The following is a 26,493-nucleotide window of genomic DNA, read 5'->3' as shown; positions in this document are numbered from 1 at the left end:
CCGAATCCCGAACGTCGATTAACCGGCAAGTACGGCGTTCAGGGTCTTCAGCAGTGTCGCTTCGTCCACCGGCTTGGTCAGGTAGTCCTTGGCCCCTTGGCGCTTGCCCCAAACCTTATCGGTTTCCTGGTCCTTGGTGGTCACAATGATCACAGGAATGTGACTGGTTTCAGCATCTTTGGTCAGCTGACGGGTGGCCTGAAAACCGTTCAGGCCGGGCATGACGATATCCATCAAGACCGCGTCCGGCTTCTCTTGGCGCGCAAGCGCTACGCCATCGGCACCGTTTTCGGCTTTTAGAACGGCGTGACCATGCTTTTCCAGCATGGCGGTCAGCTTGTACATCTCGGTCGGCGAGTCATCAACAATCAGAACGCGAGCCATGGTTACTCCGTGGGAAAGGCTTCAGCGGCACAGGGCCGAACTTCAGGATACTTGCTCTACCGGTGCGAAATCAGGCACATGAGCCTTGATAGCACCGAGCAACTCTTCTTTGCTGAAAGGCTTGGTGAGGTACTGGTCTGACCCCACGATCCGGCCCTTGGCCTTGTCAAACAAACCATCCTTTGAGGACAGCATGATCACCGGCGTGGACTTGAAAGAACTGTTGTTCTTGATCAGCGCGCAGGTCTGATAGCCATCAAGCCGGGGCATCATGATATCGACGAAGATGATGCGCGGGTGACTATCCGCGATCTTGGCAAGCGCATCGAAGCCATCCACCGCCGTGATCACATCACAACCTACTTTCTTCAGTAGCGTTTCGGCGGTGCGACGAATCGTTTTCGAATCGTCGATCACCATGACCTTCAAGCCCTCGGAGTGCTGTTCCATTTCGCCCTACCATCGCCTCGGTGAGTCGTAGTTTATCGTTATGTCAGTGCGCCGGAGGCCCTGTCATCGATGGGCTGCACCCAATCGCCGGACCTTTTTAGCACACTCCTCAAATGCAAGCTATCTGCCGCCGGAGCAACGGGATTTTCCTTGACCCAGCGCACATCCGCCGCCAATCTGCATCGGTATTTCAAGCCTCTGGCAGCACGACCTGCCCCTCGTTGGAGACCACCACATGACTGTTCGCGTCGGGATCATCATGGACCCAATCGCGCAGATCGCCTTCAAGAAAGACAGCTCCCTGGCCATGCTGCTGGCAGCCCAGGACCGCGGCTGGACGATCTACTACATGGAACAGCGCGATCTTTACCAGCTTGCGGGCGAGGCGCGCGCCCGCATGCGCCCAATCCAGGTCTTCAACGACCCCCAACACTGGTACGAAACAGGGGAAGAGATAGACAGCGCTCTCGCTGACCTCAACGTCATCCTGATGCGCAAGGACCCGCCTTTTAACAGCGAGTATGTCTACGCTACTTACTTGCTGGAGCTTGCCGAGCAGGCCGGCACGCTGGTAGTCAATCGTCCGCAGAGCCTGCGCGATTGCAACGAGAAGTTCTTTGCTACCCAGTTCCCGCAACTCACGCCGCCGACGCTTGTCAGTCGGCGGTCCGACATTCTGCGGGAGTTCGCCCGCGAGCAGCGTGACATCATTCTCAAACCGCTGGATGAAATGGGCGGCGCGTCGATTTTCCGCCACCGCGAAGGCGACCCGAACCTGTCGGTGATTCTCGAGGTGCTGACCGAGCATGGCGGGCGCCAGATTATGGCGCAGCGCTATATCCCGGCGATCAAGGATGGCGACAAGCGAATCCTGATGATCGACGGTGAGCCGGTGCCCTATTGTCTGGCGCGCATCCCGGCTGCTGGCGAAACCCGCGGAAATCTTGCCGCTGGCGGACGCGGGGTCGCGCAGCCACTTTCAGCGCGCGACAAGGAAATCGCGGCAATTGTGGGGCCGGAGCTGCGCAAACGCGGCCTGCTGTTCGTCGGACTGGACGTCATCGGCGACTTCCTGACTGAGATCAACATCACCAGCCCGACCTGCATCCGCGAGATCGACAATGCGTTCGATACCCGCATCGGCGAGCACTTGATGGACGCTATTGCAGCGAAATTGCCGAGCAAGTCCAACGCTTAACGGACACGCGGTTGGCGGCCCCGCCAACCGCAATCTCCGGTTCGATGCAGACGGGATTACCGACTGCACATTGGTAGACGCACCGTCATACCGACTCATCAAACCTGCCGCCTGGTTCATAGACTTTTACGGTCGTGCTGGGCAGACTGCGCGCACTTCGAGCCGACTGTAATGCGATGAACGCCGCTACACGCCAACCCTCCACTGCGCGCTCTGACGTCCGTCCGGCGGACCGTCTCGGCTTCACAATTTTTCTTGCAGCCGCGCTGCACGGCGCGCTTATCCTTGGGCTCGGATTTACCCTGTCCGAACCGAAGCAGACCAGCAAATCGCTCGAAATAACCTTGTCCACCTTCAAAAGCGAAGAGAAGCCCAAGGACGCAGATTTCCTGGCCCAGGACAACCAGCAAGGCAGCGGCACGCTGGAGCATAAGGCCTCGCCAAAAACAACCGAGCAAGCGCCGTTCCAGGACACTCAGGTGCGCAAGGTGTCGCCCGCTTCATCGCCACCGCCGAGCAGCCCCAGCGAGGCGCCCAAGACAGCCGTAGCGACGCGTGCCCCGCAGCCTGAAAAAACACCGGCAAAGCCACAAAAGAACAAGCCACAGCCGCAGGCGCAACCGGCTCCCGTCTATGACAGTTCGCAGCTCAGCGCGGAAATAGCCAGCCTTGAAGCCGAACTCGCCCAACAGGTCGAGCAGTATGCCAAGCGGCCGCGTGTCAGCCGTCAGAACAGCGCAGCCACCATGCGCGACATCAGCGCCTGGTATCGTGACGAATGGCGCAAGAAAGTCGAGCGCATCGGCAACCTGAACTATCCCGACGAGGCGCGCCGTCAACGCATCTACGGCAGCTTGCGCATGTTGGTGGTCGTTGACCGAAACGGCGCGGTACAGGAGCTTCGAGTGCTCGAGTCCTCGGGCCAGCCGATGCTCGACGAGGCCGCCATGCGCATTGTCAGGCTTGCCGCACCTTTCGCGCCTTTTTCGGGTGAGCTGGCGCAGAACTTCGATCAGGTGGAAATCATCAGAACCTGGCGCTTCGAGCGCGGCGACCGTCTGTCCAGCCGCTAGCCGGAAACGAGCACACCGTATCCGGTCACGGCATCTGGCGCGGCCGCTTCACGGCCCAGCCCGCAACGCTTAAGCTAGCAGCCATGAACGCAACCTCGCCCAGCTACCTCAAGCATCATTTTCTGATCGCCATGCCGCATATGGCGGACCCCAATTTCGCCCAGGCCTTGATCTATCTGGTGGAACATAACCGGGAGGGCGCGATGGGGCTTATTGTCAATCGCCCGAGTGGATTGAATCTGGCGGACATACTCGAGCAGCTTCGCCCGGATCAGCCTGGCGATGCCAGCAGCCAGGACCTCACGATCTTTTCCGGCGGCCCGGTGCAGACCGATAGAGGCTTCGTGCTGCACCCTGCCGACGCCCGGTTTCAGGCAACGCTTGACCTGGGCCCGCTCGGCGTAACCACGTCCCAGGATGTTCTCTTCGCCATTGCCGACGGCTACGGTCCCAAGCAGCATTTCATTGCCCTTGGCTATGCGGGCTGGGAGCCCGGTCAACTGGAAGCGGAGCTGGCCGAAAATGCCTGGCTGAGCTGCCAGGCACAGCCAGAGATTCTGTTCGACCTGCCCTACGGTCAGCGTTTGAATGCTGCTGCGGCATCGCTGGGGGTCGATCTGAGACTGCTCAGCAGCCAGGTGGGCCACGCATGAGCACGCTACGTCTGCTGCTCGGCTTCGACTACGGCACCAAACAGATCGGCGTCGCCGTCGGCCAGGCGGTCACCGGCCAGGCCCGCGAGCTCTGCGTGCTCAAGGCGGAAAATGGCGTGCCCAACTGGTCGCAGATCGAGGCGCTGCTGCGTGAGTGGCAGCCGGATGCGCTGGTAGTTGGCTTGCCTCTGAACATGGACGGCAGTGCCAGCGAGATGAGCGCGCGCGCCGAGAAATTCGCCCGCCGCCTCAACGGCCGCTTCAACCTGCCGGTACACACCCACGACGAGCGCCTCACGACATACGAAGCCAAAGGCGAGCGCCTGCGTGGCGGCCAGAGCGGTGGTTATCGTGAGCGCCCCGTCGATGCCCTGGCCGCGGCTCTTTTACTCGAAGGCTGGCTGAGCGCCCAGCAAACCGCCTGAAGCGGTCTCAGGAGAAATCATGACCCTACCCAATCCCGACCAGCTGCTCCCGGAAATGGATGCAATGCTGGATCAGCACCTCAAGAGCCGGAGCATAAGCGAGCCTCGATTCATCGGCATCCGCACGGGTGGTGTCTGGGTCGCCCAGGCGCTGCTTGAACAACGAGCCAAGAACGAAGCACTGGGGATCCTGGACGTCTCGTTCTACCGCGACGACTTTACTCAGAACGGTCTGCATCCCCAGGTCCGTCCTTCAGACCTACCGTTCGAAATCGAAGGTCAGCATCTGATCCTGATCGATGATGTGCTGATGAGCGGCCGCACCATTCGTGCAGCCCTGAACGAGTTGTTCGACTACGGTCGGCCGGCCAGCGTCAGCCTGGTGTGCCTGCTAGACCTCAATGCCCGCGAGCTGCCGATCCGGCCGGACGTCGTCGGCGCGACACTTTCGCTGGGTCCTGACCAACGGGTAAAGCTACTCGGCCCATCCCCGCTAACGCTCGAGTTCCAGACCCTCGCCTCCCCTAATTGAGACCCTCGCGATGACGCCAACCGACGCCAAGCGCCCACTCCAGCTGAACGACAATGGTCAGTTACGCCATTTCCTCTCGCTGGATGGCTTACCGCGCGCGCTACTTACCGAAATCCTCGACACCGCCGACTCCTTTCTCGAAGTTGGCGCCAGGGCGGTCAAAAAGGTCCCGCTGTTGCGGGGCAAGACCGTCTGCAACGTATTCTTCGAGAACTCCACGCGCACCCGCACGACCTTCGAACTAGCGGCCAAGCGGCTGTCGGCGGATGTGATTACCCTGAACGTATCGACCTCCTCGACCAGCAAGGGGGAAACGCTTACCGATACCTTGCGCAACCTCGAGGCGATGGCGGCCGACATGTTCGTCGTGCGGCACGCCGATTCCGGCGCCGCACACTTCATCGCCGAGCATGTCTGCCCTGACGTGGCAATCATCAATGGCGGCGATGGGCGCCATGCCCACCCGACCCAGGGCATGCTCGACATGCTCACCATTCGCCGGCACAAAGGCGATTTCGAAAAACTCTCGGTGGCCATCGTCGGCGACATCCTGCATTCGCGCGTCGCTCGCTCGAACATGCTTGCGCTGAAAACACTGGGCTGCCCGGACATCCGTGTCATAGGCCCGAAGACGCTGCTGCCCGTTGGCCTGGAGCAGTACGGCGTCAGCGTCTATCACGACATGAACGAGGGCCTGCGCGACGTTGACGTGGTGATCATGCTGCGCCTGCAACGCGAACGCATGCAGGGCGGATTGCTACCCAGCGAAGGCGAGTTCTATCGCCTGTATGGCTTGACCACCCAGCGTATGGCGCTGGCCAAGCCGGACGCCATCGTCATGCATCCCGGTCCGATCAACCGTGGCGTCGAGATCGAGTCGGCAGTGGCGGATGGTCCTCAGTCGGTCATTCTCAACCAGGTGACCTATGGCATCGCAATCCGTATGGCGGTGCTTTCCATGGCGATGAGCGGCCAGACTGCCCAACGGCAGCTCGAAAATGAATACGCAGCCGAGGAGCAGAACTGATGCCAACCCAAATCCTCGGTGCACGCTTGATCGACCCTGCCAGCGGGCGCGATGAGATCACCGATATCTACTGCCAGGACGCCAAGATCGTTGCGATCGGCCAGGCGCCAGCAGGCTTCAGCGCAGCACACACCATCGACGCCCAGGGCCTGGTCGCCGCACCCGGCCTGGTCGATTTGTCCGTCGCCCTCCGCGAGCCGGGCTATAGCCGCAAGGGCAACATCGCCAGCGAAACGCTCGCAGCAACGGCTGGCGGCATTACCAGTTTGTGCTGCCCGCCGCAGACCAAGCCGGTACTGGACACTGCGGCGGTTGCCGAGCTGATCCTCGACCGCGCCCGCGAGTCCGGTCATGCCAAGGTTTTCACGATCGGCGCCCTGACGCGCAACTTGGCGGGTGAGCAGCTCGCCGAGCTGGTGGCGTTACGCGATGCTGGCTGCGTCGCCTTCGGCAATGGCCTGGCCAATTTCACCAGCAACCGCAATCTTGGCCGGGCGCTGGAATACGCCGCAACCTTCGATCTCACCGTTGTCATCCATTCTCAGGACAGCGATCTGTCCGTGGGCGGCCTGGCCCATGAAGGCCCGGCGGCGGCCTTTCTCGGCCTGGCAGGGATTCCGGAAACAGCGGAAACCATCGCCCTGGCGCGTAACCTGTTGCTGGTAGAGCAGGCCGGTGTGCGCGCGCATTTCAGCCAGCTCACCACGGCCCGCGGCGCGCAGATGATCGCCGATGCGCAGGCTCGCGGCCTGCCAGTCACCGCCGATGTGGCGATGTATCAGCTGATCCTCACCGACGAAGCGCTGCACGGTTTCTCTAGTCTCTACCATGTGCAGCCGCCTCTACGCAGTGCTGCCGACCGTGAAGGTCTTCGTCAGGCGGTGAAGAGCGGTGTCATCTCGGTGATCTCGAGCCATCATCAACCGCATGAAGCGGATGCCAAGCAAGCCCCGTTTGGCGAGACCGAAGCGGGCATCAGCAGCGCCGAAATTCTCCTGCCTCTCGCCCTGACCTTGGTTGAAGACGGCATGCTGGATTTGCCGACGCTGCTGGCTCGTCTGAGCAGCGGTCCGGCGGCAGCGCTACAGTTGCCGGCTGGCCAGCTGTCGATTGGCGGAGCCGCAGATCTCGTCCTTTTCGACCCGAGCAGCTCCACCCTTGCCGGCGAACGCTGGCACTCGAAAGGCCGTAATTGCCCCTTCATCGGGCATTGCCTGCCCGGGGCGGTACGCTACACCCTGGTTGATGGACGGGTTGCCTTCGTCGGCTAGCCCCGGTCACCGGTCGTTCGCAGCCGAACAGGACTGCGAACGGTCGGCGCACGATTACCGATCGATGCGTTTTTCCATATTCTGCATCGACACCTGGCTGTTCAGCGTCCAGAAATCATAGAGCACACCGATGAAAAACAGCCCGCCCGTGCAGAGGTAAATCAGACCGGTAATCCACTTGCCTTGGTACATCCGATGCACACCGAATACCCCTAGAAAGGTCAGCAGAATCCAGGCGACGGTGTAATCGATGGGCCCAGGTTGGAAGCGCAGGTCGGCTTCACGGTCCATCGACGGGATCAGAAACAGGTCGATAATCCATCCAACGAAAAACAACCCGAGCGTGAAGAACCAGATGGTGCCGGTAATCGGCTTGCCATAGTAGAAACGGTGCGAGCCGAGAAAGCCGAATATCCACAGGAGGTAGCCAATCAGGGTGCTATGGGTGTTTTGACGCATCTGAGCCTCGTAGTCCGGTTCGGTATTTCGTGAGCTTATCCGATTCCCGCCAATTGCAGCGCCTGCCGAGCGGACACCACTCACCTGATTCGCCATGATACTGTACATACAACCAGTATCATGGTGACCGTTATGCAGTTGATTGAAAAGCTCAGCATCCTGGCTGATGCCGCCAAATACGATGTGTCGTGCGCCAGCAGCGGTGCGCCCAAACGCAGCTCAAAAGGCCGCAGCGGGCTCGGCGCCACGGATGGCATGGGCATCTGCCACAGCTTCACCCCGGACGGTCGCTGTGTGGCCCTGTTGAAAATTCTGCTGACCAACTTTTGCCTGTACGACTGCCAGTACTGCGTCAACCGGCGCTCCAGCGATGTGCCGCGCGCACGCTTCACTCCAGAAGAAGTGGTGACGCTGACACTGGATTTCTACCGCCGCAATTGCATCAGCGGGCTGTTTCTCAGCTCCGGGATTATTCGCTCGGCTGACTACACCATGGAGCAGCTCAACCGCGTAGCCAGGTTGCTACGCGAAGAGCACGAATTTCGCGGCTACATACATTTGAAAACGATCCCGGATGCCGACCCGCAACTCATCGCGGAGGCGGGCCGTTACGCTGACCGCCTGAGCGTGAACATCGAGCTGCCGACCGAGGCCAGCCTGATTCGTCTGGCACCTGAAAAACAGGTGGCGACCATCAAGCAAGCAATGCATGCCATTCATGAAGGCGAGGCCGAAGCAAAAGCGGAACAGCGAGCGCCACGCTTCGCACCGGCAGGTCAGAGTACACAAATGATCGTCGGGGCTGACTCCACTGATGACAGCACCATTCTGCACACCGCCCAATCGCTATATGGCGACTTCAGGCTACGGCGCGTCTATTACTCGGCTTTCAGCCCAATTCCGCACAGCCCCAAGACCGTGCCCTTTGATGCCCCACCACTGCTGCGCGAACATCGCCTGTATCAGGCGGACTTCCTGATGCGCGGCTATGGCTTCAAGGCCAGCGAATTGCTGGCTGGCCCGGGCAATCTGCCGCTGGATATCGATCCGAAACTGGCATGGGCGCTGTCCAATCGCGAGCATTTCCCCGTTGACCTGAATCGTGCCGAGCCCACGCTAATCGCGCGCATTCCCGGCATAGGCATGCTCAGCGCTCAACGACTGGTCGCCCTGCGCCGGCAGAAGCGTATCCGCTTCGAAGACCTGACACGACTTCGCTGCTCGCTGGAAAAAGCCAAGCCCTTCGTTATTACCCATGACTATCGCCCGAGCCTGGCCTACCGGGAGTCGTCCGCCCTGCGCCAACAGCTTAGCGACGGCCCGCTGCAGATGGGGCTCTGGTGATGCTGCAGGTTCGTTTCGACGGTCGTTTCGATGGCTGGCGCGAGGCGGCGCGCGGCTTGCTCCGCAGCGCAATCGCCCCGCATCAGGTGGAATGGCTGGCTGGAGGCGAGACGGGTGGCTTGTTCGGCGAGTCCGTTGCGCCCGAACCACTCGAGCCCAGGCCACCCATACGCATCCCTCGACAGCTGCTCGTCGAGCTGGAAAGTGCTGCGCGCTTTCGTACAGCTGACCGCTGGAGCTTGCTGTACCGCATTCTCTGGCGAGTCGCCAAAGGCGACCACACGGCACGACTGGTCGGCGATGCTGATGGCAGCGAGCTCCATGCCAGGATCAAGGCGGTACGCCGCGAAGCACATCATCTGCATGCATTCTTGCGCTTCAAACCAACGAACCGAGGCAACGCGCCGGACTATGCAGCCTGGTTCGAGCCCGCGCACGACATTCTGATCAGCGCGACGCCGCACTTCGCCGAACGGATGGGGCTGCATTCATGGATGATCGCAACGCCCGATGATGCGGTGCTGTGGGATGGCCAGGTGATGCACTACGCCAATCCTTGCCCGCCCACCTGGCGGGAGCTGGCGCAGACCGCGCAGGATCCCGAGGCCGAACTGTGGAAGACCTATTACGAAAGCACCTTCAATCCGGCGCGGCTCAACCCTGACGTGCTGCAGTCGAATCTGCCGGTACGTTTTTGGAAAAACCTGCCGGAAGGGCCGCTGATCCCCCAATTGATGAGCCATGCCCGGGCTGGAGCGCAACGTGACGGTCAGGCAGAGCGTGTCGCCACCCGTCCAGGCAAGCGCATCGAGCGACCCGGACAGGCATGATTAGCGGAAGCTGCGACTCGTATCGTCGTCGCTGACTTCCAGCGTCAGCCCTTGTGAAACGCTGGTGAGGTGTTCGCCGTCGGTTTCCGAACCCAACTTGATCATCAAGCGCAGATCGTTGGAGGAGTCGGCATGCGCCAAGGCGTCTTCGTACGTGATTTCACCCTGGACATAGAGGTTGTACAGCGCCTGGTCGAAGGTCTGCATGCCGAGGTCGGTGGAGCGTTTCATCAACGACTTGAGCTCGTGGACTTCGCCCTTGCGGATCAGATCAGCCGCCAGCGGCGTATTGATCAGCACCTCGATCACCGCGCGACGGCCTTTGCCATCGGGCGTCGGGATCAGTTGCTGGGCAACGATGGCCTTGAGGTTCAGCGACAGGTCCATCCAGACCTGCTGCTGCCGATCAGCCGGGAAGAAGTTGATGATTCGGTCCAGCGCCTGGTTGGCGTTGTTGGCGTGAAGGGTTGCAAGACAGAGGTGACCGGTTTCAGCGAATGCCACGGCATAGTCCATGGTCTCGCGGGTCCGCACCTCTCCGATCAGGATCACATCCGGCGCCTGGCGCAGGGTGTTCTTCAGCGCCACATCGAACGAGTCCGTATCGATACCGACCTCACGCTGAGTGACGATGCAGCTCTGGTGCTGGTGAATGAATTCGATGGGGTCTTCGATGGAAATGATATGACCGCTGGAGTTCTTGTTGCGGTAGCCGATCATCGCGGCCAACGACGTGGACTTGCCGGTACCGGTCGCACCGACAAACAGCACAAGGCCGCGCTTGGTCATCGCCAGCTTTTTCAGCACTTCTGGAAGTTTCAGGTCTTCCAGCGTGGGAATGGTGGTCTCGATACGGCGCAATACCATGCCGGCGAGGTTGCGCTGATAGAAGGCACTGACCCGAAAACGACCAATGCCACGCGCGCTGATGGCGAAGTTGCATTCGTGGTTTGCAGTGAACTCTCGACGCTGCTGCTCGTTCATCACCGCGTGGACCGTCTCGCGGGTCATCTCCGGCGACATCGGGGTCTTGTTGACGGGTAGGATCTTGCCATTGACCTTCATCGACGGCGGCACGCCCGCTGTAATGAAGAGGTCGGAGCCGCCCTTTTCGACCATCAGGCGCAACAGTTTTTCGAATTCCATCGTCGTTCTCGTAGTCGGGCGTAGCCGCGCTATAGCAATGCGAAGAGGCCCGGCCTAGCGCCAGGCCCAATAGTTCTCAGAAGTTTTCCGGCTGCTTGGCCTTTTCCTTGGCAGCGTCGCGCGAGATCAGCCCCTTGGCCAGCAAGCCTTTAAGACAGGAGTCCAGCGTCTGCATGCCCAGCGATCCGCCGGTCTGGATCGAGGAGTACATCTGCGCCACCTTGTCTTCGCGGATCAAGTTGCGGATTGCCGGGGTGCCGATCATGATCTCGTGCGCCGCTACCCGACCACCGCCGACCTTCTTCAGCAGGGTCTGGGAAATCACGGCCTGCAATGATTCCGACAACATCGAGCGGACCATGGACTTTTCTTCAGCCGGGAACACGTCGACTACCCGGTCGATGGTCTTGGCCGCCGAGGTGGTGTGCAGGGTGCCGAATACCAGGTGGCCGGTTTCTGCGGCGGTGAGCGCCAGGCGGATGGTTTCCAGGTCGCGCATCTCTCCGACCAGAATGATGTCCGGGTCTTCACGCAACGCCGAGCGCAGTGCTTCGGAGAAGCCGAGCGTGTCACGGTGCACTTCGCGCTGGTTGACCAGGCACTTCTTAGACTCGTGAACGAATTCGATCGGGTCCTCGATGGTGAGGATGTGGTGGTACTTGGTGTTGTTCAGGTAATCGAGCATGGCCGCCAAGGTGGTCGACTTGCCCGAACCGGTCGGCCCGGTGACCAGCACCAGCCCGCGCGGTACATCGGTGATCTTGCGGAAGACCTCGCCCATGCCGAGGTCTTCCATGGTCAGCACCTTGGACGGAATGGTCCGGAATACTGCGCCAGCACCGCGATTCTGGTTGAAGGCGTTGACCCGGAAGCGGGCGACGCCAGGCACCTCGAACGAGAAGTCGGTTTCGAGAAACTCCTCGAAATCCTTGCGCTGCTTGTCATTCATGATGTCGTAGATCAGCGCGTGTACCTGCTTGTGGTCCATCGCGGGGAGATTGATCCGGCGTACATCGCCGTCGACGCGGATCATCGGCGGCAAGCCGGAAGACAGGTGCAAATCCGACGCTCCCTGCTTGGCACTAAAGGCCAGCAGCTCTGTGATATCCATGGGACTCCCCAATTACAAGCAAGCAGGTAGAATGCCGCGCAGACCCTAAGGTGGCAGGCGCAGGTAATGTCCACGATAGCGACGAATATTGCAAAGGTCGGAACGCGCATCCGTGAGGCGGCGCAAGCTGTAGCGCGCAATCCCGGCGAGGTGCATCTGCTGGCGGTAAGCAAGACTCAATCGGCCGAGGCCATTCGCCAGGCCAGCGACGCCGGGTTGCGCGATTTTGGTGAGAATTATCTTCAGGAAGCCTTGCAGAAACAGACCGAGCTTGCCGAGCTTCCTCTCACCTGGCACTTCATTGGGCCGATCCAATCGAACAAGACCAAGCAGATCGCCGAGCACTTCGACTGGGTCCACTCGGTGGATCGTCTGAAAATCGCGCAGCGTCTCTCCGACCAGCGCCCCGAGTCGCTGCCGCCCCTGAACATCTGCCTGCAAGTTAACGTCAGCGGCGAAGCCAGCAAGTCCGGCTGCGAACCGCAGGCCGTGTCGGTGCTGGCCCACGCCATTGCCGCCCTGCCTCGTCTGCGTTTGCGCGGACTGATGGCGATCCCCGAGCCGACTGAAGACCCGGCCGAGCAACGCGCCGCTTTCGCCCGCCTGCGTCAGTTGCGGCACGAGCTCGACCTCGGTCTCGACACCCTCTCCATGGGCATGAGCCACGACATGGAGGCTGCCATCGCCGAAGGCGCCACCTGGGTCCGCATCGGCACCGCCCTGTTCGGCGCCCGCGCTTATCCGTCGCAGACAGCTACGGATGTCCCTCCGAATGAATAAAGGAACCCACGCATGAGCACACCCCGTATCGCCTTCATCGGCGCCGGCAACATGGCCGCCAGCCTGATCGGCGGGCTGCGTGCCCAGGGCATTCCAGCCGCATCCATTTGCGCCAGCGATCCCGGCGCCGACAAACGTGATGAGTTGAACGCAACCCACGGCGTCGAGACCTTTGCCGATAACGGTCAGGCGCTGGCTGGAGCCGATGTCATCGTGCTCGCCGTCAAGCCGCAGGTGATGCAAGCGGTCTGTCGTGATCTGGCCGCGCATCTGCAGCCGAACCAGCTGATCGTATCGATCGCTGCCGGCATCAATTGCGCAAGCCTGCAAACATGGCTCGGCGAGCAAACACCACGGGCCATCGTGCGCTGCATGCCGAATACGCCGTCGCTGCTGCGTCAGGGCGTTAGCGGCCTTTATGCCAACGCCCAGGTCAACGATGCACAACGGCAACAGGCCGAGCAGCTATTGTCGGCGGTGGGTCTGGCACTCTGGCTGGATAAGGAAGAACTGATCGACGCCGTGACCGCGGTTTCCGGCAGCGGCCCGGCCTATTTCTTTTTGCTGATCGAAGCCATGACCGCCGCTGGTGAACAGCTGGGCCTACCTCGCGCCACGGCGGCTCAGCTGACCATGCACACCGCACTCGGCGCCGCGCGGATGGCCTGCGAAAGCGACGTCGAAGCGGCCGAATTGCGGCGCAGGGTCACTTCACCGAACGGAACCACCGAAGCGGCGATCCAAGCATTTCAGGCGAGCGGCTTCGAGACCCTGGTACAACAGGCGATGAACGCAGCCGCACGACGCTCGGCCGAGCTCGCCGAACAACTGGGCAAATAAGGAACCTTCATGTCACAACTCTCGCAAGCCCTGATCCTGATCGTCCAGACGCTCGGCAGCCTTTACCTGCTGATCGTTCTGTTGCGCTTCATTCTGCAGTTGGTCCGAGCTGATTTCTACAATCCACTGAGCCAGTTCATCGTGCGCGCTACGCACCCGCTGCTGAAGCCTTTGCGCCGGGTGATCCCCAGCGTCGGCGGACTCGATCTGTCGTCGCTGGTATTGGCGATCATCGTCCAAGTGTTGCTGATGGCCGCAATCCTGATGATTGCATTCGGCACCATCGGAAATCCGCTGCAGCTCTTGGTCTGGGCCGTCATTGGTGTGACCGGGCTGTTCATCAACATCTTCTTCTACGCGCTGATCATCAGCGTGATCCTGTCCTGGGTTGCACCGGGCAGTCACAACCCAGGCGCCCAACTGGTCAGCCAGATTTGCGAGCCGGCGCTGGCGCCCTTCCGCCGTCTGCTGCCGAGCATGGGTGGGTTGGATATTTCGCCGATCTTCGCGTTTCTGGCGATCAAACTGATCGACATGCTGGTGATTGGCAACCTGGCAATGATGACTCACATGCCCAACATCCTGCGCTCGCTGATCTGAGACCGAAACCGCCTAAAGTCTTGTGCAGTCTTTGGGCGGTGGTTCACAAAAGGCTCGATTGACCCACACCAGGCGACAGGGATAATCGCCCCTTACGCCTTTCAGGAAGCAACACGACCATGGAACGACTCGATCGGCAAGTGGATGCCTACGTCTCCTGGAAACGCGACCTTATCCGCGAAATAACGCGTTACCGCAGCTGGCTGGCGCACAACCGGTTGAACTCGGATGTGGTTGAAGCCAGGCTCGACCGCGCGCTGAAGCTGCTGCGCACCGATCATATAACCCTTGCATTTGTCGGCGAGTACTCCCGCGGCAAGACGGAGCTGATCAACAGCCTGTTTTTCTCCGAGTACGGCCAGCGCATCCTGCCGTCGCGTGCCGGCCGCACCACCATGTGCCCAACCGAGCTGTTCTTCGATCCGCGTGCTGATCGTTCGTACATCCGCCTGCTGCCGATCGAGTCCCGCCTGGACGACACCAGCATCGCCCAGCTCAAGCGAGCCCCACGCCTATGGACAAACATTGCGCTGGATCCCGCCAACCCTGACGCCATGGTCGAAGCGTTCGGCCAGGTGGCTTCCACCAAGTCGATGCCCGTGGAGGAGGCCATCCAGCTGGGCTTCCATCCCGACGCGCTAGAGGGCTCGGATGCAGACGGAGAGGTTATGGTGCCGGCCTGGCGACACGCCATGGTCAACTTCGACCATCCCCTGCTGCGCCAGGGCCTGCGCATCCTCGATACGCCCGGCCTCAACGCGCTCGGCAGCGAGCCGGAGCTCACCCTGTCGATGTTGCCTAACGCCCACGCGGTGATTTTCCTGCTGTCTGCCGACGCTGGCGTGACGGCCAGCGACATGGGGATCTGGCAACAGCATATTCGCCAACTCGACGACGGTGGACGCAACCGTCTGTTCGCCGTGCTGAACAAGATCGATGTCCTGTGGGACGACGTCTCCGGCGAAGCCTTCGTCAATGCCGCAATCCAAAGGATGCAGGCCGCCACGGCGCAACAGCTGGGAATTGCCGTCGCGGATGTGCTTCCACTCTCAGCCAAGCAGGCGCTGCTGGCTAAGATCCGCGGCGATCAGCAGCTGCTGGAGCGCAGTCAACTGGTTGCGCTGGAGCACTTGCTCAGCGAGCGCATCCTCGCTCAGAAGGAACATCTGCTGGAACAGCAGGTGGTACGCCAGGTACTAGCGCTACTGCAAAACAGCCAGCACATCCTGACCCAGCGACTGGCAAAGGTCCGCGAGCAATGCCAACTGCTCGACAGCCATCGCCAGGACAGCGGCCAGATGCTCCTGGAGCTGACAGCCCGTACCCGCCATGACCATAACCAGCACCACAAGCGCCTGCTGCAACTGAAAACCAACCAGCGCCTACTGCAACGCCAGGGCGAGCTTCTGCGTTCGACAGTGCGCCCAGAACGCCTCGAGGAACACCTCTCTCGCCTGCGCCGCAGCCTGACCGGAAGCCTGACCACACTGGGTATCAACCTCAGCATCGTGCATTTCTTCCGTTCCGTAGAGCAGGACCTCAGTGCTCTTGAGCACGAGGCGGCGTTGGCCAACAAGATGGTCTCGGCCATCTACCGGCGCCATAACGACGAAAACCCGCTGCACGGTGTGGACGCTCCGCTGTTCCGCCTGGAGCAGTACCAGAAGGAACTCAAAGGCCTGCAAAGCAAGGCTGATCAGTTCCGTCTGCAGCTCAAGACCTTGCTCACCGAGCAGCGCACCTTGACCCGACGCTTCTTCGCTACGCTCGTACAAGAAGTGGTTGTCATGCATCAGCGGCTGCGCCAGGAAGCCGGGCATTGGGCCAACGAAGCGCTGCTGCCGTTGATGCAGCATTCGTTGGAGCATAAGCAGCAACTGGAAGCGCACATGCTGCGCCTCAAGAGCTTGGCGCAGGAGAGTCAGCAAAGCAGCCAACGCGGTCGCCTGCTGGCACGTTACAGCCTTGAGCTGGAGCAACAACTGGCCGAGGCCGGTGAAATGCTACGGCTGCTACGGAAACCGGCACCGATCCGGCGCCAAGGCAAGGTCGTCAGCCTTACCGGCGCCTGCCTCGGCTGACACCAGCGTTGCGATTGAGGATGAATTGAAGCGCGCTAACCTTTAGACTTTGCCGCCTTCTTCCAGCACGAGCCAGGGTCGATGCCCACAGCTATTCCAGCCGATTCCGTTGGTCTGGTGAGTCCGAAGGTCGCGCATTTCGCCGAGCCGCTGGCACTCGCCTGCGGCCGCACGCTGCACGATTACCAGCTGATCTACGAAACCTACGGCGAGCTGAACGCCTCGTGCAGCAATGCCGTGCTCATCTGCCACGCGCTGTCAGGCCATCACCACGCAGCCGGCTACCATGATGCTGACGACCGCAAACCGGGCTGGTGGGACAGCTGTATCGGTCCGGGCAAAGCCATCGATACCAGCCGCTTCTTTGTGGTCAGCCTGAACAACCTCGGCGGCTGCAATGGTTCGACGGGTCCCAGCAGCATCAACCCAGCCACGGGCAAACCTTATGGCGCAGATTTCCCGGTCGTCACGGTGGAAGACTGGGTCAACAGCCAGGCCCGCTTGGCCGACATGCTCGGCATCGAGCAGTGGGCTGCTGTAGTCGGCGGCAGCCTCGGTGGCATGCAGGCCATGCAATGGACCATGAGTTACCCGGAGCGCGTGCGACATTGCGTAGCAATCGCTTCGGCACCCAAGCTGTCAGCGCAGAACATTGCGTTCAATGAGGTCGCGCGCCAGGCCATCCTCTCTGATCCGGAGTTTCATGGCGGCCACTTTCAAGAGAAGGGCGTGATCCCCAAGCGGGGCCTGATGCTTGCGCGCATGGTCGGCCATATCACCTACCTGTCCGACGACGCCATGGGCACCAAGTTTGGCCGTGGGCTCAAGAGCGAAAAGCTGAATTACGATTTCAACAGCGTCGAATTTCAGGTCGAAAGCTATCTTCGCTATCAAGGCGAAGAGTTCTCCGGCCGCTTCGATGCCAATACCTATCTGCTGATGACCAAGGCACTGGACTATTTCGACCCGGCCGCAGCCTACGAAGATGACCTGGCCAAGGCACTGTCGACGGCGAAGGCGGATTTCTGCGTGATTTCGTTTACCACCGACTGGCGCTTCTCGCCTGAGCGCTCGCACGAAATCGTCGACGCGCTGATGGCGGCGCGCAAAAACGTCTGTTACCTGGAGATCGACGCTCCGCAGGGCCACGACGCCTTTCTGATTCCGATCCCTCGTTATCTGCAGGCCTTTCGCGGTTACATGAACCGCATCGCCGTATAAGGAACCCATATGCGCGCCGACCTGGACATCATCCAAGACTGGATACCGGCGGGAAGCCGCGTGCTCGACCTGGGCTGCGGTAACGGTGACCTGCTGGCGTGGTTGCGGGACAACAAGCAGGTCAGCGGCTATGGCCTGGAAATCGACCCCGACAACATCGCCGCCTGCGTTGAGAAAGGCGTCAACGTGATTGAGCAGGACCTCGACAAGGGCCTCGGCAACTTCGCCAGTGACAGCTTCGACATGGTCGTCATGACCCAGGCGCTGCAAGCGGTCCACTACCCGGACAAGCTGCTCGAGGAGATGCTACGGGTCGGCCGCGAATGCATCATCACCTTCCCCAATTTCGGTCACTGGCGCTGCCGCTGGTACCTGGCCAGTAAGGGCCGCATGCCGGTATCGGATTTTCTGCCCTACACCTGGTACAACACGCCAAACATTCACTTCTGCACCTTTGAGGACTTCGAGCGACTGTCCCACGAACTCGGTGCCCGGGTGCTTGAACGTCTGGCCGTGGATCGCCATCACAAGCACGGCGTGGCGAGTCGCTTGTGGCCTAATCTGATTGGTGAAATCGGTATCTATCGTGTCACCGGAGCTGTCCGCTGACCGCTCATCGCTGGAGGTAACCCATGAAATCTAGCCTGATATGCCTGCTCGCCCTGCTGTTTGCTCTGCCCGCCGTGGCCGAGCGCAAACACAGCGTTGGCGAATACGATGTGCACTACATCGCCTTCAATTCCAGCTTCCTGCAGCCCGACATCGCCGCTGCAGCCGGGCTCGTGCGCAGCAAGGCTCAAGGTGTGGTCAACATATCGGTACTCAAGTCCGGCAAACCGACCGCGGCGCAGGTCAGTGGCACGGTGAAGAACCTGCTCGGGCAGGATTACCCGCTGAGTTTCAAGCAATTGAAAGAAGGTGAGCAGGCCATCTACTACCTGGCACAGTTCCCCTTCGACTCGCAAGAAACCCTGCGCTTCAACCTGAACGTGCAGCCTGCCGGCGCCGCGGCAATCAATTTCGACTTCAGCCAAGAAGTCTTCCCGGACGAATGATGCTTTTCAAAGAACTGGTGCTGGCCAGCCACAACGCCGGCAAGCTTAAGGAACTGCAAGCCATGCTCGGCGACGCCGTGCGCGTACGCTCGATTGGTGAGTTCAGCGACGTCGAGCCTGAGGAAACCGGCCTTTCCTTCGTCGAGAACGCCATTCTCAAAGCACGCAACGCGGCGCGCATATCCGGCTTGCCGGCACTGGCCGACGATTCCGGCCTGGCGGTGGATCATCTGGGCGGCGCACCCGGCATCTACTCGGCTCGCTATGCCAATGGCCAGGGCGATGCGGCAAACAATGCCAAGCTGCTCGACGCCCTGAAGGACGTGCCGGACGCCGAGCGCGGCGCTCAGTTTGTCTGCGCGCTGGCGTTGCTGCGGCATGCCGACGATCCGCTGCCGATTCTCTGCGAAGGGCTCTGGCAGGGCCGCATTCTGCACAGCGCCCAAGGGGAGCATGGCTTCGGTTACGACCCGCTGTTCTGGGTGCCGGAACGTGACTGCTCCAGCGCCGAGCTCACACCGAAGGACAAGAACCAGCTCAGCCACCGCGCCCGTGCCATGGCCCTGCTCAAGCAGCGGCTGGGGATCGCATGATCGCAGTTCCCAGCGGCGGCGCTCCGGAGCCGCCTGCGGCATCGCGCCTAGCGCTGCCGCCACTGGCGGCCTACGTTCACATTCCCTGGTGCGTGCGCAAATGCCCGTACTGCGACTTCAATTCCCACGCTGCCGGCGCCTCGCTTCCCGAAGACGCTTATGTCGACGCGCTGCTGGCGGACCTGGATGCGGATCTGGAGCAGGTACAGGGCCGCAGGCTGACGTCGATCTTTTTCGGCGGCGGCACGCCGAGCCTGTTTTCCGCCAGCGCGCTGGAGCGAATCCTCGAAGGCATGCGGCAACGGGTCGGGTTCGCCGATGACATTGAAATCACCCTGGAAGCCAACCCGGGTACGTTCGAGCAGGCGAAATTCCGTGACTATCGCAGCCTCGGTATCAATCGCTTGTCGATCGGGGTGCAGAGCTTTCAGCCCACCAAGCTCATAGCCCTCGGCCGCATCCACGATGGCAACGAAGCGATCCGGGCCGCTGACATGGCGCGCGCCGCGGGCTTCGATAATTTCAATCTGGACCTGATGCATGGCCTACCCGAGCAGAGCCTGGAGGACGCGCTGAGCGACCTGCGCATTGCCATCGCCCAACAGCCAACGCACCTGTCCTGGTACCAGCTTACGGTCGAGCCGAACACCGAATTCTGGAACAAGCCACCCCGATTGCCTGAAGATGAAACCCTCTGGGATATTCAGGAAGCCGGACAGGCGCTGCTCGCTGCACACGGCTATCGGCAATACGAAACCTCGGCATACGCGCAACCCGGTCGGCAGGCGCGGCATAACCTCAATTATTGGACCTTTGGCGATTTCCTTGGCCTGGGCGCCGGTGCACACGGCAAATGGACAAGGCCGAACGGAGCGATCCGGCGCCACTGGAAAACCCGCCTGCCGAAGGACTACCTGGACCCCGCGAAGCGCTTTCGTGCCGGCGACAAGCAACTCGCCGCGGACGAATTGCCCTTCGAATTCCTGATGAACGTGCTGCGCCTCACCGACGGCGTGCCTTCATTGTTGTTCACTCAGCGCACCGGTCTAGACCCGGACCTGCTCGCAAGCGGCAGGCATGAAGCCGAAGCGCGCGGTCTGCTGGAGCCAGACCCGCAGCGGCTGGTTGCGAGCGCCAAAGGCCAGCTGTTTCTCAACGACCTGCTACAACTTTTCCTGCCCTAAGGACCCTGCATGGATCTCGTACTCGACCTCATCGCCACCCTGTCGCGCTGGAGCCGTCACCACCTGTTCGATATTTCCCTGGCGATCATGGCCACGCTCTTCGTGCTGTTCGGACCGGCGCTGAACGCCTGGGTACAGAAGAACATCGGTGGCCTGAATTTCATCCTGCGCACCCTCGCCTTCGTGGTCTTCTGCGCCCTGGTCTACGGGCTCGGCATCATCTATCTCAGTCCCTGGCTCGCGAAGGGCCTGGCGCAATTCAATAACTACACGCTTGCACCGGTTCTTTTACTGGTGCTGTTCATCATCGGCGTAGTCGCTGACCGCAACTGAATCGCCGCCCAGCAGAACGCGCTCAATACCGACAGACCCGCCTGATATGCCCATGCAACTGGTCGCAGCTCTTCGGACAACGGGGCGTAACCAGCATGCAATCCAAACAGCAAATCCGGATTTAGATGCACACCTGGTTTGCGAGCGCACTGGCGGATGCGCTGTTTGCAGCTGGCTCGATGGGCCCACGGGACAGGCGGCCTGCGAGTTTGCCCGCAAGACCGGCAAGACGGCGGTCATCGGTTCGCTCGGCGATATCGAGGCGATCATCCAGGGGCAGGCGGGGACCCGCGTCAGCCTGACAGCGAACGGACCGGATTAGCCCTGCCCGCCCCGAGCGACCGGGACCGCGGCCTCATCTGCCCCGTCGCGGCGACGCCGAGGCGAAATCGCGCGGCCCCAGCGCCGAGCGCAACTTGTAGCGGTCTCCGGGATGGATCAGCCGCGCGTAGCTGACCAGGTGGTCCTCCGACCAAGTCCGGCGAATCATGCTCAGACAGGGGATAGCCGAGTCCATGGCCAGCCATTCGGCGGTCTGGCGATCGACCAGCACGGCTTCGACCACGTGTTCGACGTCGGAGATCGGGCAGGCCGCAACCAGCACCTCGTTGGGCGTGTGGCGGGCGAAATCGGTCTGTAGGTAATCGGGTACCCAGCGCGGATTGACGTAGCGATCTTCCAACTGGATCGGCACGCCGTTCTCACGATGCACCAGGATACTGTGGAAGGTCGGTGTGCCCACCCGGACAGCGAGCCGCAACGCCACTTCGTCATCCGCCTCGATCGCTTCGCAGCGCAGAACCTGGTTGCTGTAGTCGTTGCCCCGACCCCTGACCTCAGACGCGATATTCAGTACCTCATGCAGCGACGACTCGGCCTTGCGGTCGGTGACGAAGGTCCCGAGCCCGGCCTGGCGAATCAGGTAGCCCTTCTGCACCAGATCGCGGATGGCCTTGTTGGCGGTCATCCGGCTGACGCCGAAATCCCGCGCCAGCTGCTCCTCGGCGGGGATCTGATGATTGACCGGAAAATCGCCGGCGCTGATGCGTTCGAGCAGATACTCCTCGATGACCCGGTAGCGTGGTGTATTGCTGGCCACTCAGGCCCCCTTAATGTCGACGCGCGATGCGCGGATGATAACGTTCACCGTGGCCGAGGTGCAGGGACCCGAGTGTGCCCGGGCAATCAGAGCAGCATCGCCGCCAGCCAGCCGGCTGCAATCAGCGGCAGATTGAAGTGCAGGAAGGTCGGCACCACCGTGTCCCAGATATGGTCATGCTGGCCATCGGCATTCAACCCCGCGGTGGGCCCCAGAGTCGAGTCTGAAGCCGGCGAACCGGCGTCGCCGAGCGCCGCAGCGGTGCCGACCAGGGCGATGATCGCCAGCGGCGAGAAGCCGAAGCCCAGCCCCAGCGGGACGTAGATGGAGGCAATGATCGGCACCGTGGAAAACGACGAACCAATGCCGATGGTGATCAGCAGCCCCACCAGCAACATGATCAGCGCCGCCATGCCGCGGTTGTCGCCGATCAGCTCTGCCGAACTGCTGACCAGGCTGGGGATCTCTCCGGTGGCCTTCATCACCGCGGCGAAACCGGCCGCCGCGATCATGATGAAGCCCACCAGTGCCATCAAACGCATGCCCTGGGTGAACACATCGTCTTGCTCGCCCCAGCGGATCACGCCGCTCACCGAAATCACGGCAAAGCCCACCAGCCCGCCGAAAATCATCGAACCGCTCCACAGTTGCACCCCCAGCGCAAGCAGCAGGGCCGCGGCGATCAGCCCGAGCTGGCGCGCACCCAACGGCTTGGCGTTGCTGCGCAGATGCTCACCGGCGACCGGCAAGTCCTGATAGGCCCGTTTGCGGCGATAGCTGAACGCTGCGATCGCCAGCCCCAGAACCATGCCCAGCGCCGGGATCGCCATGGCCTGTGGCGCCATTTCCCGGCTGACCGCCAAACCCTGAGCCGCGCCGGCATCGTTGACGTTACCGATCAGGATGTCGTTGAGAAAGATGGTGCCAAAGCCGATGGGCAGCGACATGTAGGTGACGGTGATGGCGAAGGTGATCGCGCAGGCGGTCAGGCGCCGGTCCAGTTGCAGGCGGTTCATCACATGCAGCAGCGGCGGCACCAGGATCGGGATAAAGGCGATGTGTACCGGAATCACGGTTTCAGCGGCAAAGCCGGCCAGCACCAGGCAGGTCAGCATGATCCACTTGACCAGCGCCAGCTCGCCGGACTTGTGTCGGCTGTGCCCCAGGTGCTCGACGACCCGGGCCGACAATCGCTGGGCGATACCGGTACGCGACAGGGCCACGGCGAACGCGCCCAGGGTCGTGTACGCCAGAGCCACCGAGGCGCCCCCGCCGAGCCCCTCGTTGAAGGCCTCGATGATCGCCTCGATAGGCATCCCCGCTGTCAGCCCGCCGATTACTGCGGAGATCACCAGGGCAAAGACCACCGAGACCCGCATCATCGACAGCGTGACCATGGCCAATACAGCCAATACGATTGAATTCATTGGAGTTCCTTTCGTTTTTTATTGTTGTTTTTCGCGACAAAGCGCCCCCTTGGCCCGCGCCTTGGCACAGGCCAGGAGAGCGTCACAGCGTTATGGGTTCAGCGAAGGCAGCATCCCGTTGGGCAGCAGCGGGTTGAGCACGCGCTCGGCGAGCAGGGCCTCTGCCGCCGCGATATCCGGCGCGAAGAAGCGGTCTTCGACGTAGTAGGGCACCTTGGCCCGCAGCACCTGACGCGCCCGTTCGAGCAACGGCGAGCTTTTCAGCCCTTCGCGAAAGTCCAGGCCCTGGCAGGCGCCCAGCCATTCGATGGCCAGTACGCCGCGGGTATTGGCAGCCATTTCCCACAGGCGTTTGCCGGCGGCCGGAGCCATGGAGACATGGTCTTCCTGGTTGGCCGAGGTCGGCAGACTGTCGACGCTGTGCGGGTGCGCCAGGGCCTTGTTCTCGCTGGCCAGGGCCGCGGCGGTGACCTGGGCGATCATGAAACCGGAGTTGACCCCGCCATTAGCCACCAGGAACGGCGGCAGCTGCGACATGTGCTTGTCCATCATCAGCGAAGTGCGCCGCTCGCTCAGCGCGCCGATTTCGGCGATCGCCAGGGCGATGTTGTCGGCGGCCATGGCCACCGGTTCCGCATGGAAGTTACCCCCGGAGATCACATCGCCTTCAGCGGCGAACACCAGCGGATTGTCGGAGACCGCATTGGCTTCCACCGCCAGCACCTCGGCGGCCTGGCGCAACTGCGTCAGGCAGGCGCCCATGACCTGCGGCTGGCAGCGCAGCGAGTACGGGTCCTGCACCTTGTCGCACGCCTCGTGGGAGTGGCCGACTTCGCTGCTGTCGCCGAGCAGGTGGCGGAACGCGCTCGCCGCATCGATTTGCCCACGCTGACCGCGCGCGGCATGAATGCGGGCATCGAACGGAGCCCGCGAGCCCAGCGCCGCCTCGACGGTCAGCCCGCCGCACACGGTGGCCGCGGCGAACAGGTCCTCGGCCTCGAACAGACCCCGCAAGGCGTAGGCGGTGGAGACCTGGGTGCCGTTGAGCAAGGCCAGGCCTTCCTTGGCGGCCAGGGTCATGGGTTCGAGCCCGGCCACCGCCAACGCCTCCCGGGCCGGTAGCCACTGGCCCTGGTAACGCGCCCGACCTTCACCGAGCAGCACCAGCGACATATGCGCCAACGGTGCCAGATCGCCGGAAGCCCCGACCGACCCCTTCAACGGAATATGCGGGTAGACCTCGGCATTGATCATGGCGATCAGCGCCTCGATGACTTTTAGGCGAATGCCGGAGAACCCGCGCGCCAGGCTGTTGACCTTGAGCAGCATGATCAGCCGCACCATGGCGTCGTCCAGCGGCTCGCCAATCCCGGCGGCATGCGACAGCACCAGCGAGCGCTGCAGCTTTTCCAGGTCTTCACTGGCGATGCGGGTCGAGGCCAGCAGGCCGAAACCGGTATTGATGCCGTAAGCGGTGCGGCCTTCGCTGATGATCGCGTTGACGCAGGCAACGCTGGCCTCGACCGCGGCGTGGGCGCTGTCGTCCAGCCGCAGCTGGAGGGGCGCGTGGTAGGCCGCGCGCAGCTGTGCCAGGGTCAATTGGCCCGGAATCAGGTTGAACAGGCTCATGCGTCGGCTCCTTGGGTAGCGGCGATCATCGGCAAGTCGAGTCCTTGCTCGCGGGCGCACTGAATGGCGATGTCGTAACCGGCGTCGGCGTGACGCATCACCCCGGTCCCCGGATCGTTGCGCAGCACCCGTCCGAGACGGGCCCGGGCTTCTGGCGTACCGTCAGCGACGATGACCACCCCGGCGTGCTGCGAATAGCCCATACCGACGCCGCCGCCATGGTGCAGCGAGACCCAGGTGGCGCCACCGGCGGTGTTCAGCAGGGCGTTGAGCAGCGGCCAATCGGAGACGGCGTCGGAGCCGTCCTGCATCGCCTCGGTCTCGCGGTTGGGGCTGGCCACGGAGCCGGAGTCCAAGTGGTCGCGACCGATCACGATCGGCGCCTTCAGCTCACCACTGGCGACCATGTCGTTGAAGGCCTGGGCCAGGCGCGCCCGGTCTTTCAGGCCGACCCAGCAGATGCGTGCCGGCAAGCCCTGGAAGCTGATGCGCTCGCGGGCCATGTCCAGCCAGTTGTGCAGGTGCGCGTCGTCGGGGATCAGCTCCTTGACCTTGGCGTCGGTCTTGTAGATGTCCTCGGGATCGCCGGACAGCGCTACCCAGCGGAACGGGCCGATGCCCTGGCAGAACAGCGGGCGGATGTAGGCCGGCACGAAACCGGGGAAGTCGAACGCGTTGTCGACGCCCTCCTCCAGCGCCATCTGACGGATGTTGTTGCCGTAGTCGAAGGTCGGCACGCCCATCTTCTGGAAGTCCAGCATGGCCCGCACGTGCACCGCCATGGACTGACGCGCGGCCTTGACCACCGCCTCTTCTTCGGTCTTACCGCGGGCGACGTATTCGTCCCAGCTCCAGCCGATCGGCAGATAGCCGTGGCGCGGGTCGTGGGCGCTGGTCTGGTCGGTGACCATGTCCGGCCGCACGCCGCGACGTACCAGTTCCGGAAGGATCTCGGCGGCGTTGCCACACAGCGCGATGGAGATCGCCTTGCCTTCACCGGTGTACTTGTCGATACGCGCCAGGGCGTCGTCGAGGTCGTTGGCCTGCTCGTCGACGTAGCGGGTCTTCAGGCGGAAATCGATACGGCTCTGCTGGCACTCGATATTCAACGAGCAGGCCCCGGCCAGGGTAGCGGCCAGTGGCTGCGCGCCGCCCATGCCACCCAGGCCGGCGGTCAGTACCCAGCGGCCCTTGAGGTCGCCACCATAGTGCTGGCGGCCGGCCTCGACGAAGGTTTCATAGGTGCCCTGGACGATGCCCTGGCTGCCGATGTAGATCCAGCTGCCAGCGGTCATCTGCCCGTACATGGCCAGGCCCTTGCGATCCAGTTCGTTGAAGTGCTCCCAGTTCGCCCAATGCGGCACCAGATTGGAGTTAGCCAGCAGCACCCGCGGCGCATCCTTGTGAGTTTCGAAGACGCCGACAGGCTTGCCGGACTGGATCAGCAGGGTCTGGTTGTCTTCCAGGCGGGTCAGCACTTCGACGATCTTGTCGAAGCATTCCCAGCTGCGCGCGGCACGGCCGATGCCGCCATACACCACCAGCTCCTTGGGGTTCTCGGCCACTTCCGGGTCGAGGTTGTTCATCAGCAGGCGCAGCGGCGCTTCGGTGAGCCAGCTTTTGGCGGTCAGGGTGGTGCCGCGGGCGGCGCGGATTTCGGTGTCGCGGAAACGGGTCATTTCAGGGTCCTCTTTTACAAACTCGGAAGCGGCAGGCGTTACAGCCAGCTCAGGTAATGCGCCAGGTGG

Annotated in this window: 28 protein-coding genes and 1 pseudogene; 20 read left to right on the top strand and 9 right to left on the bottom strand. The window is 62.0% G+C overall.

From position 1 onward, the window contains the following. Window positions 1-18: 18 nt before the first annotated feature. Window positions 19-384 (bottom strand): twitching motility response regulator PilH, encoded by a 366-nt coding sequence (gene pilH / locus PSTU_RS0104195; RefSeq protein WP_019339790.1) that lies wholly within the window; start codon window positions 382-384, stop codon window positions 19-21. 42 nt (window positions 385-426) lie between these two features. Then, a complete protein-coding gene (gene pilG, locus PSTU_RS0104190; protein ID WP_019339789.1) occupies window positions 427-834 on the bottom strand; it encodes a twitching motility response regulator PilG in 408 nt (135 codons plus the stop codon). Window positions 835-1,069: 235 nt separating this feature from the next. Between pilG and gshB the strand changes: the two genes are divergently transcribed. From gshB to PSTU_RS0104155, 7 genes are all read left to right on the top strand, one after another. Then, window positions 1,070-2,032, top strand: coding sequence for a glutathione synthase (gene gshB, locus PSTU_RS0104185; protein ID WP_019339788.1), 963 nt, complete (start codon window positions 1,070-1,072; stop codon window positions 2,030-2,032). 176 nt (window positions 2,033-2,208) lie between these two features. Continuing rightward, window positions 2,209-3,105 (top strand): energy transducer TonB, encoded by an 897-nt coding sequence (locus PSTU_RS0104180; RefSeq protein WP_019339787.1) that lies wholly within the window; start codon window positions 2,209-2,211, stop codon window positions 3,103-3,105. An 83-nt stretch (window positions 3,106-3,188) separates the two neighbouring features. Beyond that, window positions 3,189-3,758, top strand: coding sequence for a YqgE/AlgH family protein (locus PSTU_RS0104175; protein ID WP_019339786.1), 570 nt, complete (start codon window positions 3,189-3,191; stop codon window positions 3,756-3,758). Beyond that, window positions 3,755-4,183, top strand: coding sequence for a Holliday junction resolvase RuvX (gene ruvX / locus PSTU_RS0104170; RefSeq protein WP_019339785.1), 429 nt, complete (start codon window positions 3,755-3,757; stop codon window positions 4,181-4,183). Before PSTU_RS0104175 ends, ruvX begins: the two co-directional genes overlap by 4 nt. A gap of 19 nt (window positions 4,184-4,202) precedes the next feature. After that, window positions 4,203-4,715 carry a bifunctional pyr operon transcriptional regulator/uracil phosphoribosyltransferase PyrR gene (pyrR, locus tag PSTU_RS0104165; RefSeq protein WP_019339784.1) on the top strand — a complete coding sequence of 171 codons (513 nt, stop codon included), beginning with the start codon at window positions 4,203-4,205 and terminating at the stop codon, window positions 4,713-4,715. 10 nt (window positions 4,716-4,725) lie between these two features. Beyond that, window positions 4,726-5,742, top strand: coding sequence for an aspartate carbamoyltransferase catalytic subunit (locus PSTU_RS0104160; protein WP_019339783.1), 1,017 nt, complete (start codon window positions 4,726-4,728; stop codon window positions 5,740-5,742). Beyond that, a complete protein-coding gene (locus tag PSTU_RS0104155; RefSeq protein ID WP_019339782.1) occupies window positions 5,742-7,013 on the top strand; it encodes a dihydroorotase in 1,272 nt (423 codons plus the stop codon). The genes PSTU_RS0104160 and PSTU_RS0104155 overlap by 1 nt, the downstream gene beginning before the upstream one ends. Window positions 7,014-7,067: 54 nt before the next feature. Here PSTU_RS0104155 and PSTU_RS0104150 read toward each other — a convergent pair whose 3' ends face one another. Beyond that, a complete protein-coding gene (locus PSTU_RS0104150) occupies window positions 7,068-7,472 on the bottom strand; it encodes an NINE protein (RefSeq protein WP_019339781.1) in 405 nt (134 codons plus the stop codon). A gap of 132 nt (window positions 7,473-7,604) precedes the next feature. On the opposite strand from PSTU_RS0104150, the gene PSTU_RS0104145 reads away from it, so the two are divergent. Then, the gene (locus tag PSTU_RS0104145; protein WP_019339780.1) at window positions 7,605-8,816 is read left to right on the top strand and encodes a putative DNA modification/repair radical SAM protein; all 1,212 of its coding nucleotides are present in this window, start codon (window positions 7,605-7,607) and stop codon (window positions 8,814-8,816) included. Continuing rightward, window positions 8,816-9,646: a TIGR03915 family putative DNA repair protein gene (locus PSTU_RS0104140; RefSeq protein WP_019339779.1), complete on the top strand. Its 831-nt coding sequence runs from the start codon at window positions 8,816-8,818 to the stop codon at window positions 9,644-9,646. The genes PSTU_RS0104145 and PSTU_RS0104140 overlap by 1 nt, the downstream gene beginning before the upstream one ends. On the opposite strand, the gene PSTU_RS0104135 is transcribed toward PSTU_RS0104140, so the two are convergent. Further along, window positions 9,647-10,792: a PilT/PilU family type 4a pilus ATPase gene (locus PSTU_RS0104135; RefSeq protein WP_019339778.1), complete on the bottom strand. Its 1,146-nt coding sequence runs from the start codon at window positions 10,790-10,792 to the stop codon at window positions 9,647-9,649. A 76-nt stretch (window positions 10,793-10,868) separates the two neighbouring features. After that, the gene (pilT, locus tag PSTU_RS0104130) at window positions 10,869-11,903 is read right to left on the bottom strand and encodes a type IV pilus twitching motility protein PilT (RefSeq protein WP_019339777.1); all 1,035 of its coding nucleotides are present in this window, start codon (window positions 11,901-11,903) and stop codon (window positions 10,869-10,871) included. Between the two features lie 66 nt (window positions 11,904-11,969). Here pilT and PSTU_RS0104125 point away from each other — a divergent pair, with 66 nt between their 5' ends. From PSTU_RS0104125 to PSTU_RS21950, 11 genes and pseudogenes are all read left to right on the top strand, one after another. After that, on the top strand, window positions 11,970-12,683 hold the full coding sequence (locus PSTU_RS0104125) for a YggS family pyridoxal phosphate-dependent enzyme (RefSeq protein ID WP_019339776.1): 714 nt from the start codon (window positions 11,970-11,972) through the stop codon (window positions 12,681-12,683). Between the two features lie 12 nt (window positions 12,684-12,695). After that, window positions 12,696-13,523 (top strand): pyrroline-5-carboxylate reductase, encoded by an 828-nt coding sequence (gene proC / locus PSTU_RS0104120; RefSeq protein ID WP_019339775.1) that lies wholly within the window; start codon window positions 12,696-12,698, stop codon window positions 13,521-13,523. A 9-nt stretch (window positions 13,524-13,532) separates the two neighbouring features. Beyond that, window positions 13,533-14,123, top strand: coding sequence for a YggT family protein (locus PSTU_RS0104115; protein ID WP_019339774.1), 591 nt, complete (start codon window positions 13,533-13,535; stop codon window positions 14,121-14,123). Between the two features lie 119 nt (window positions 14,124-14,242). Next, window positions 14,243-16,204 (top strand): dynamin-like GTPase family protein, encoded by a 1,962-nt coding sequence (locus PSTU_RS0104110; protein ID WP_019339773.1) that lies wholly within the window; start codon window positions 14,243-14,245, stop codon window positions 16,202-16,204. Between the two features lie 81 nt (window positions 16,205-16,285). Then, window positions 16,286-17,425, top strand: a complete 1,140-nt coding sequence (gene metX / locus PSTU_RS0104105; RefSeq protein ID WP_019339772.1) for a homoserine O-succinyltransferase MetX — start codon at window positions 16,286-16,288, stop codon at window positions 17,423-17,425. 9 nt (window positions 17,426-17,434) lie between these two features. Then, window positions 17,435-18,034, top strand: coding sequence for a methionine biosynthesis protein MetW (gene metW, locus PSTU_RS0104100; protein ID WP_019339771.1), 600 nt, complete (start codon window positions 17,435-17,437; stop codon window positions 18,032-18,034). A gap of 23 nt (window positions 18,035-18,057) precedes the next feature. Further along, on the top strand, window positions 18,058-18,480 hold the full coding sequence (locus PSTU_RS0104095; RefSeq protein WP_019339770.1) for a DUF4426 domain-containing protein: 423 nt from the start codon (window positions 18,058-18,060) through the stop codon (window positions 18,478-18,480). Continuing rightward, window positions 18,477-19,073 (top strand): RdgB/HAM1 family non-canonical purine NTP pyrophosphatase, encoded by a 597-nt coding sequence (gene rdgB, locus PSTU_RS0104090; protein ID WP_019339769.1) that lies wholly within the window; start codon window positions 18,477-18,479, stop codon window positions 19,071-19,073. Before PSTU_RS0104095 ends, rdgB begins: the two co-directional genes overlap by 4 nt. After that, complete coding sequence (gene hemW / locus PSTU_RS0104085) at window positions 19,070-20,257, top strand: radical SAM family heme chaperone HemW (RefSeq protein ID WP_019339768.1); 1,188 nt, start codon at window positions 19,070-19,072, stop codon at window positions 20,255-20,257. Before rdgB ends, hemW begins: the two co-directional genes overlap by 4 nt. Window positions 20,258-20,266: 9 nt before the next feature. Next, window positions 20,267-20,590, top strand: coding sequence for a DUF3392 domain-containing protein (locus PSTU_RS0104080; RefSeq protein ID WP_019339767.1), 324 nt, complete (start codon window positions 20,267-20,269; stop codon window positions 20,588-20,590). Window positions 20,591-20,754: 164 nt separating this feature from the next. Further along, a pseudogene (locus PSTU_RS21950) lies at window positions 20,755-20,912 on the top strand (carbamate kinase); the annotation flags it as partial. 33 nt (window positions 20,913-20,945) lie between these two features. Here PSTU_RS21950 and hutC read toward each other — a convergent pair. From hutC to hutU, 4 genes are all read right to left on the bottom strand, one after another. Then, window positions 20,946-21,689, bottom strand: a complete 744-nt coding sequence (hutC, locus tag PSTU_RS0104070) for a histidine utilization repressor (protein ID WP_019339765.1) — start codon at window positions 21,687-21,689, stop codon at window positions 20,946-20,948. Between the two features lie 86 nt (window positions 21,690-21,775). After that, window positions 21,776-23,116 (bottom strand): Na+/H+ antiporter family protein, encoded by a 1,341-nt coding sequence (locus PSTU_RS0104065; RefSeq protein ID WP_019339764.1) that lies wholly within the window; start codon window positions 23,114-23,116, stop codon window positions 21,776-21,778. Window positions 23,117-23,206: 90 nt separating this feature from the next. After that, a complete protein-coding gene (gene hutH, locus PSTU_RS0104060) occupies window positions 23,207-24,745 on the bottom strand; it encodes a histidine ammonia-lyase (RefSeq protein WP_019339763.1) in 1,539 nt (512 codons plus the stop codon). Then, window positions 24,742-26,424, bottom strand: a complete 1,683-nt coding sequence (gene hutU, locus PSTU_RS0104055) for a urocanate hydratase (protein ID WP_019339762.1) — start codon at window positions 26,422-26,424, stop codon at window positions 24,742-24,744. The genes hutH and hutU overlap by 4 nt, the downstream gene beginning before the upstream one ends. Window positions 26,425-26,493: the final 69 nt, after the last annotated feature.

Source organism: Stutzerimonas stutzeri SDM-LAC, from assembly GCF_000235745.1.
GTDB classification, from domain to species: Bacteria; Pseudomonadota; Gammaproteobacteria; order Pseudomonadales; family Pseudomonadaceae; genus Stutzerimonas; species Stutzerimonas stutzeri_H.
Note: the sequence above shows the minus strand (reverse complement) of the source record. Positions and strands in the feature narration are given on the sequence as shown.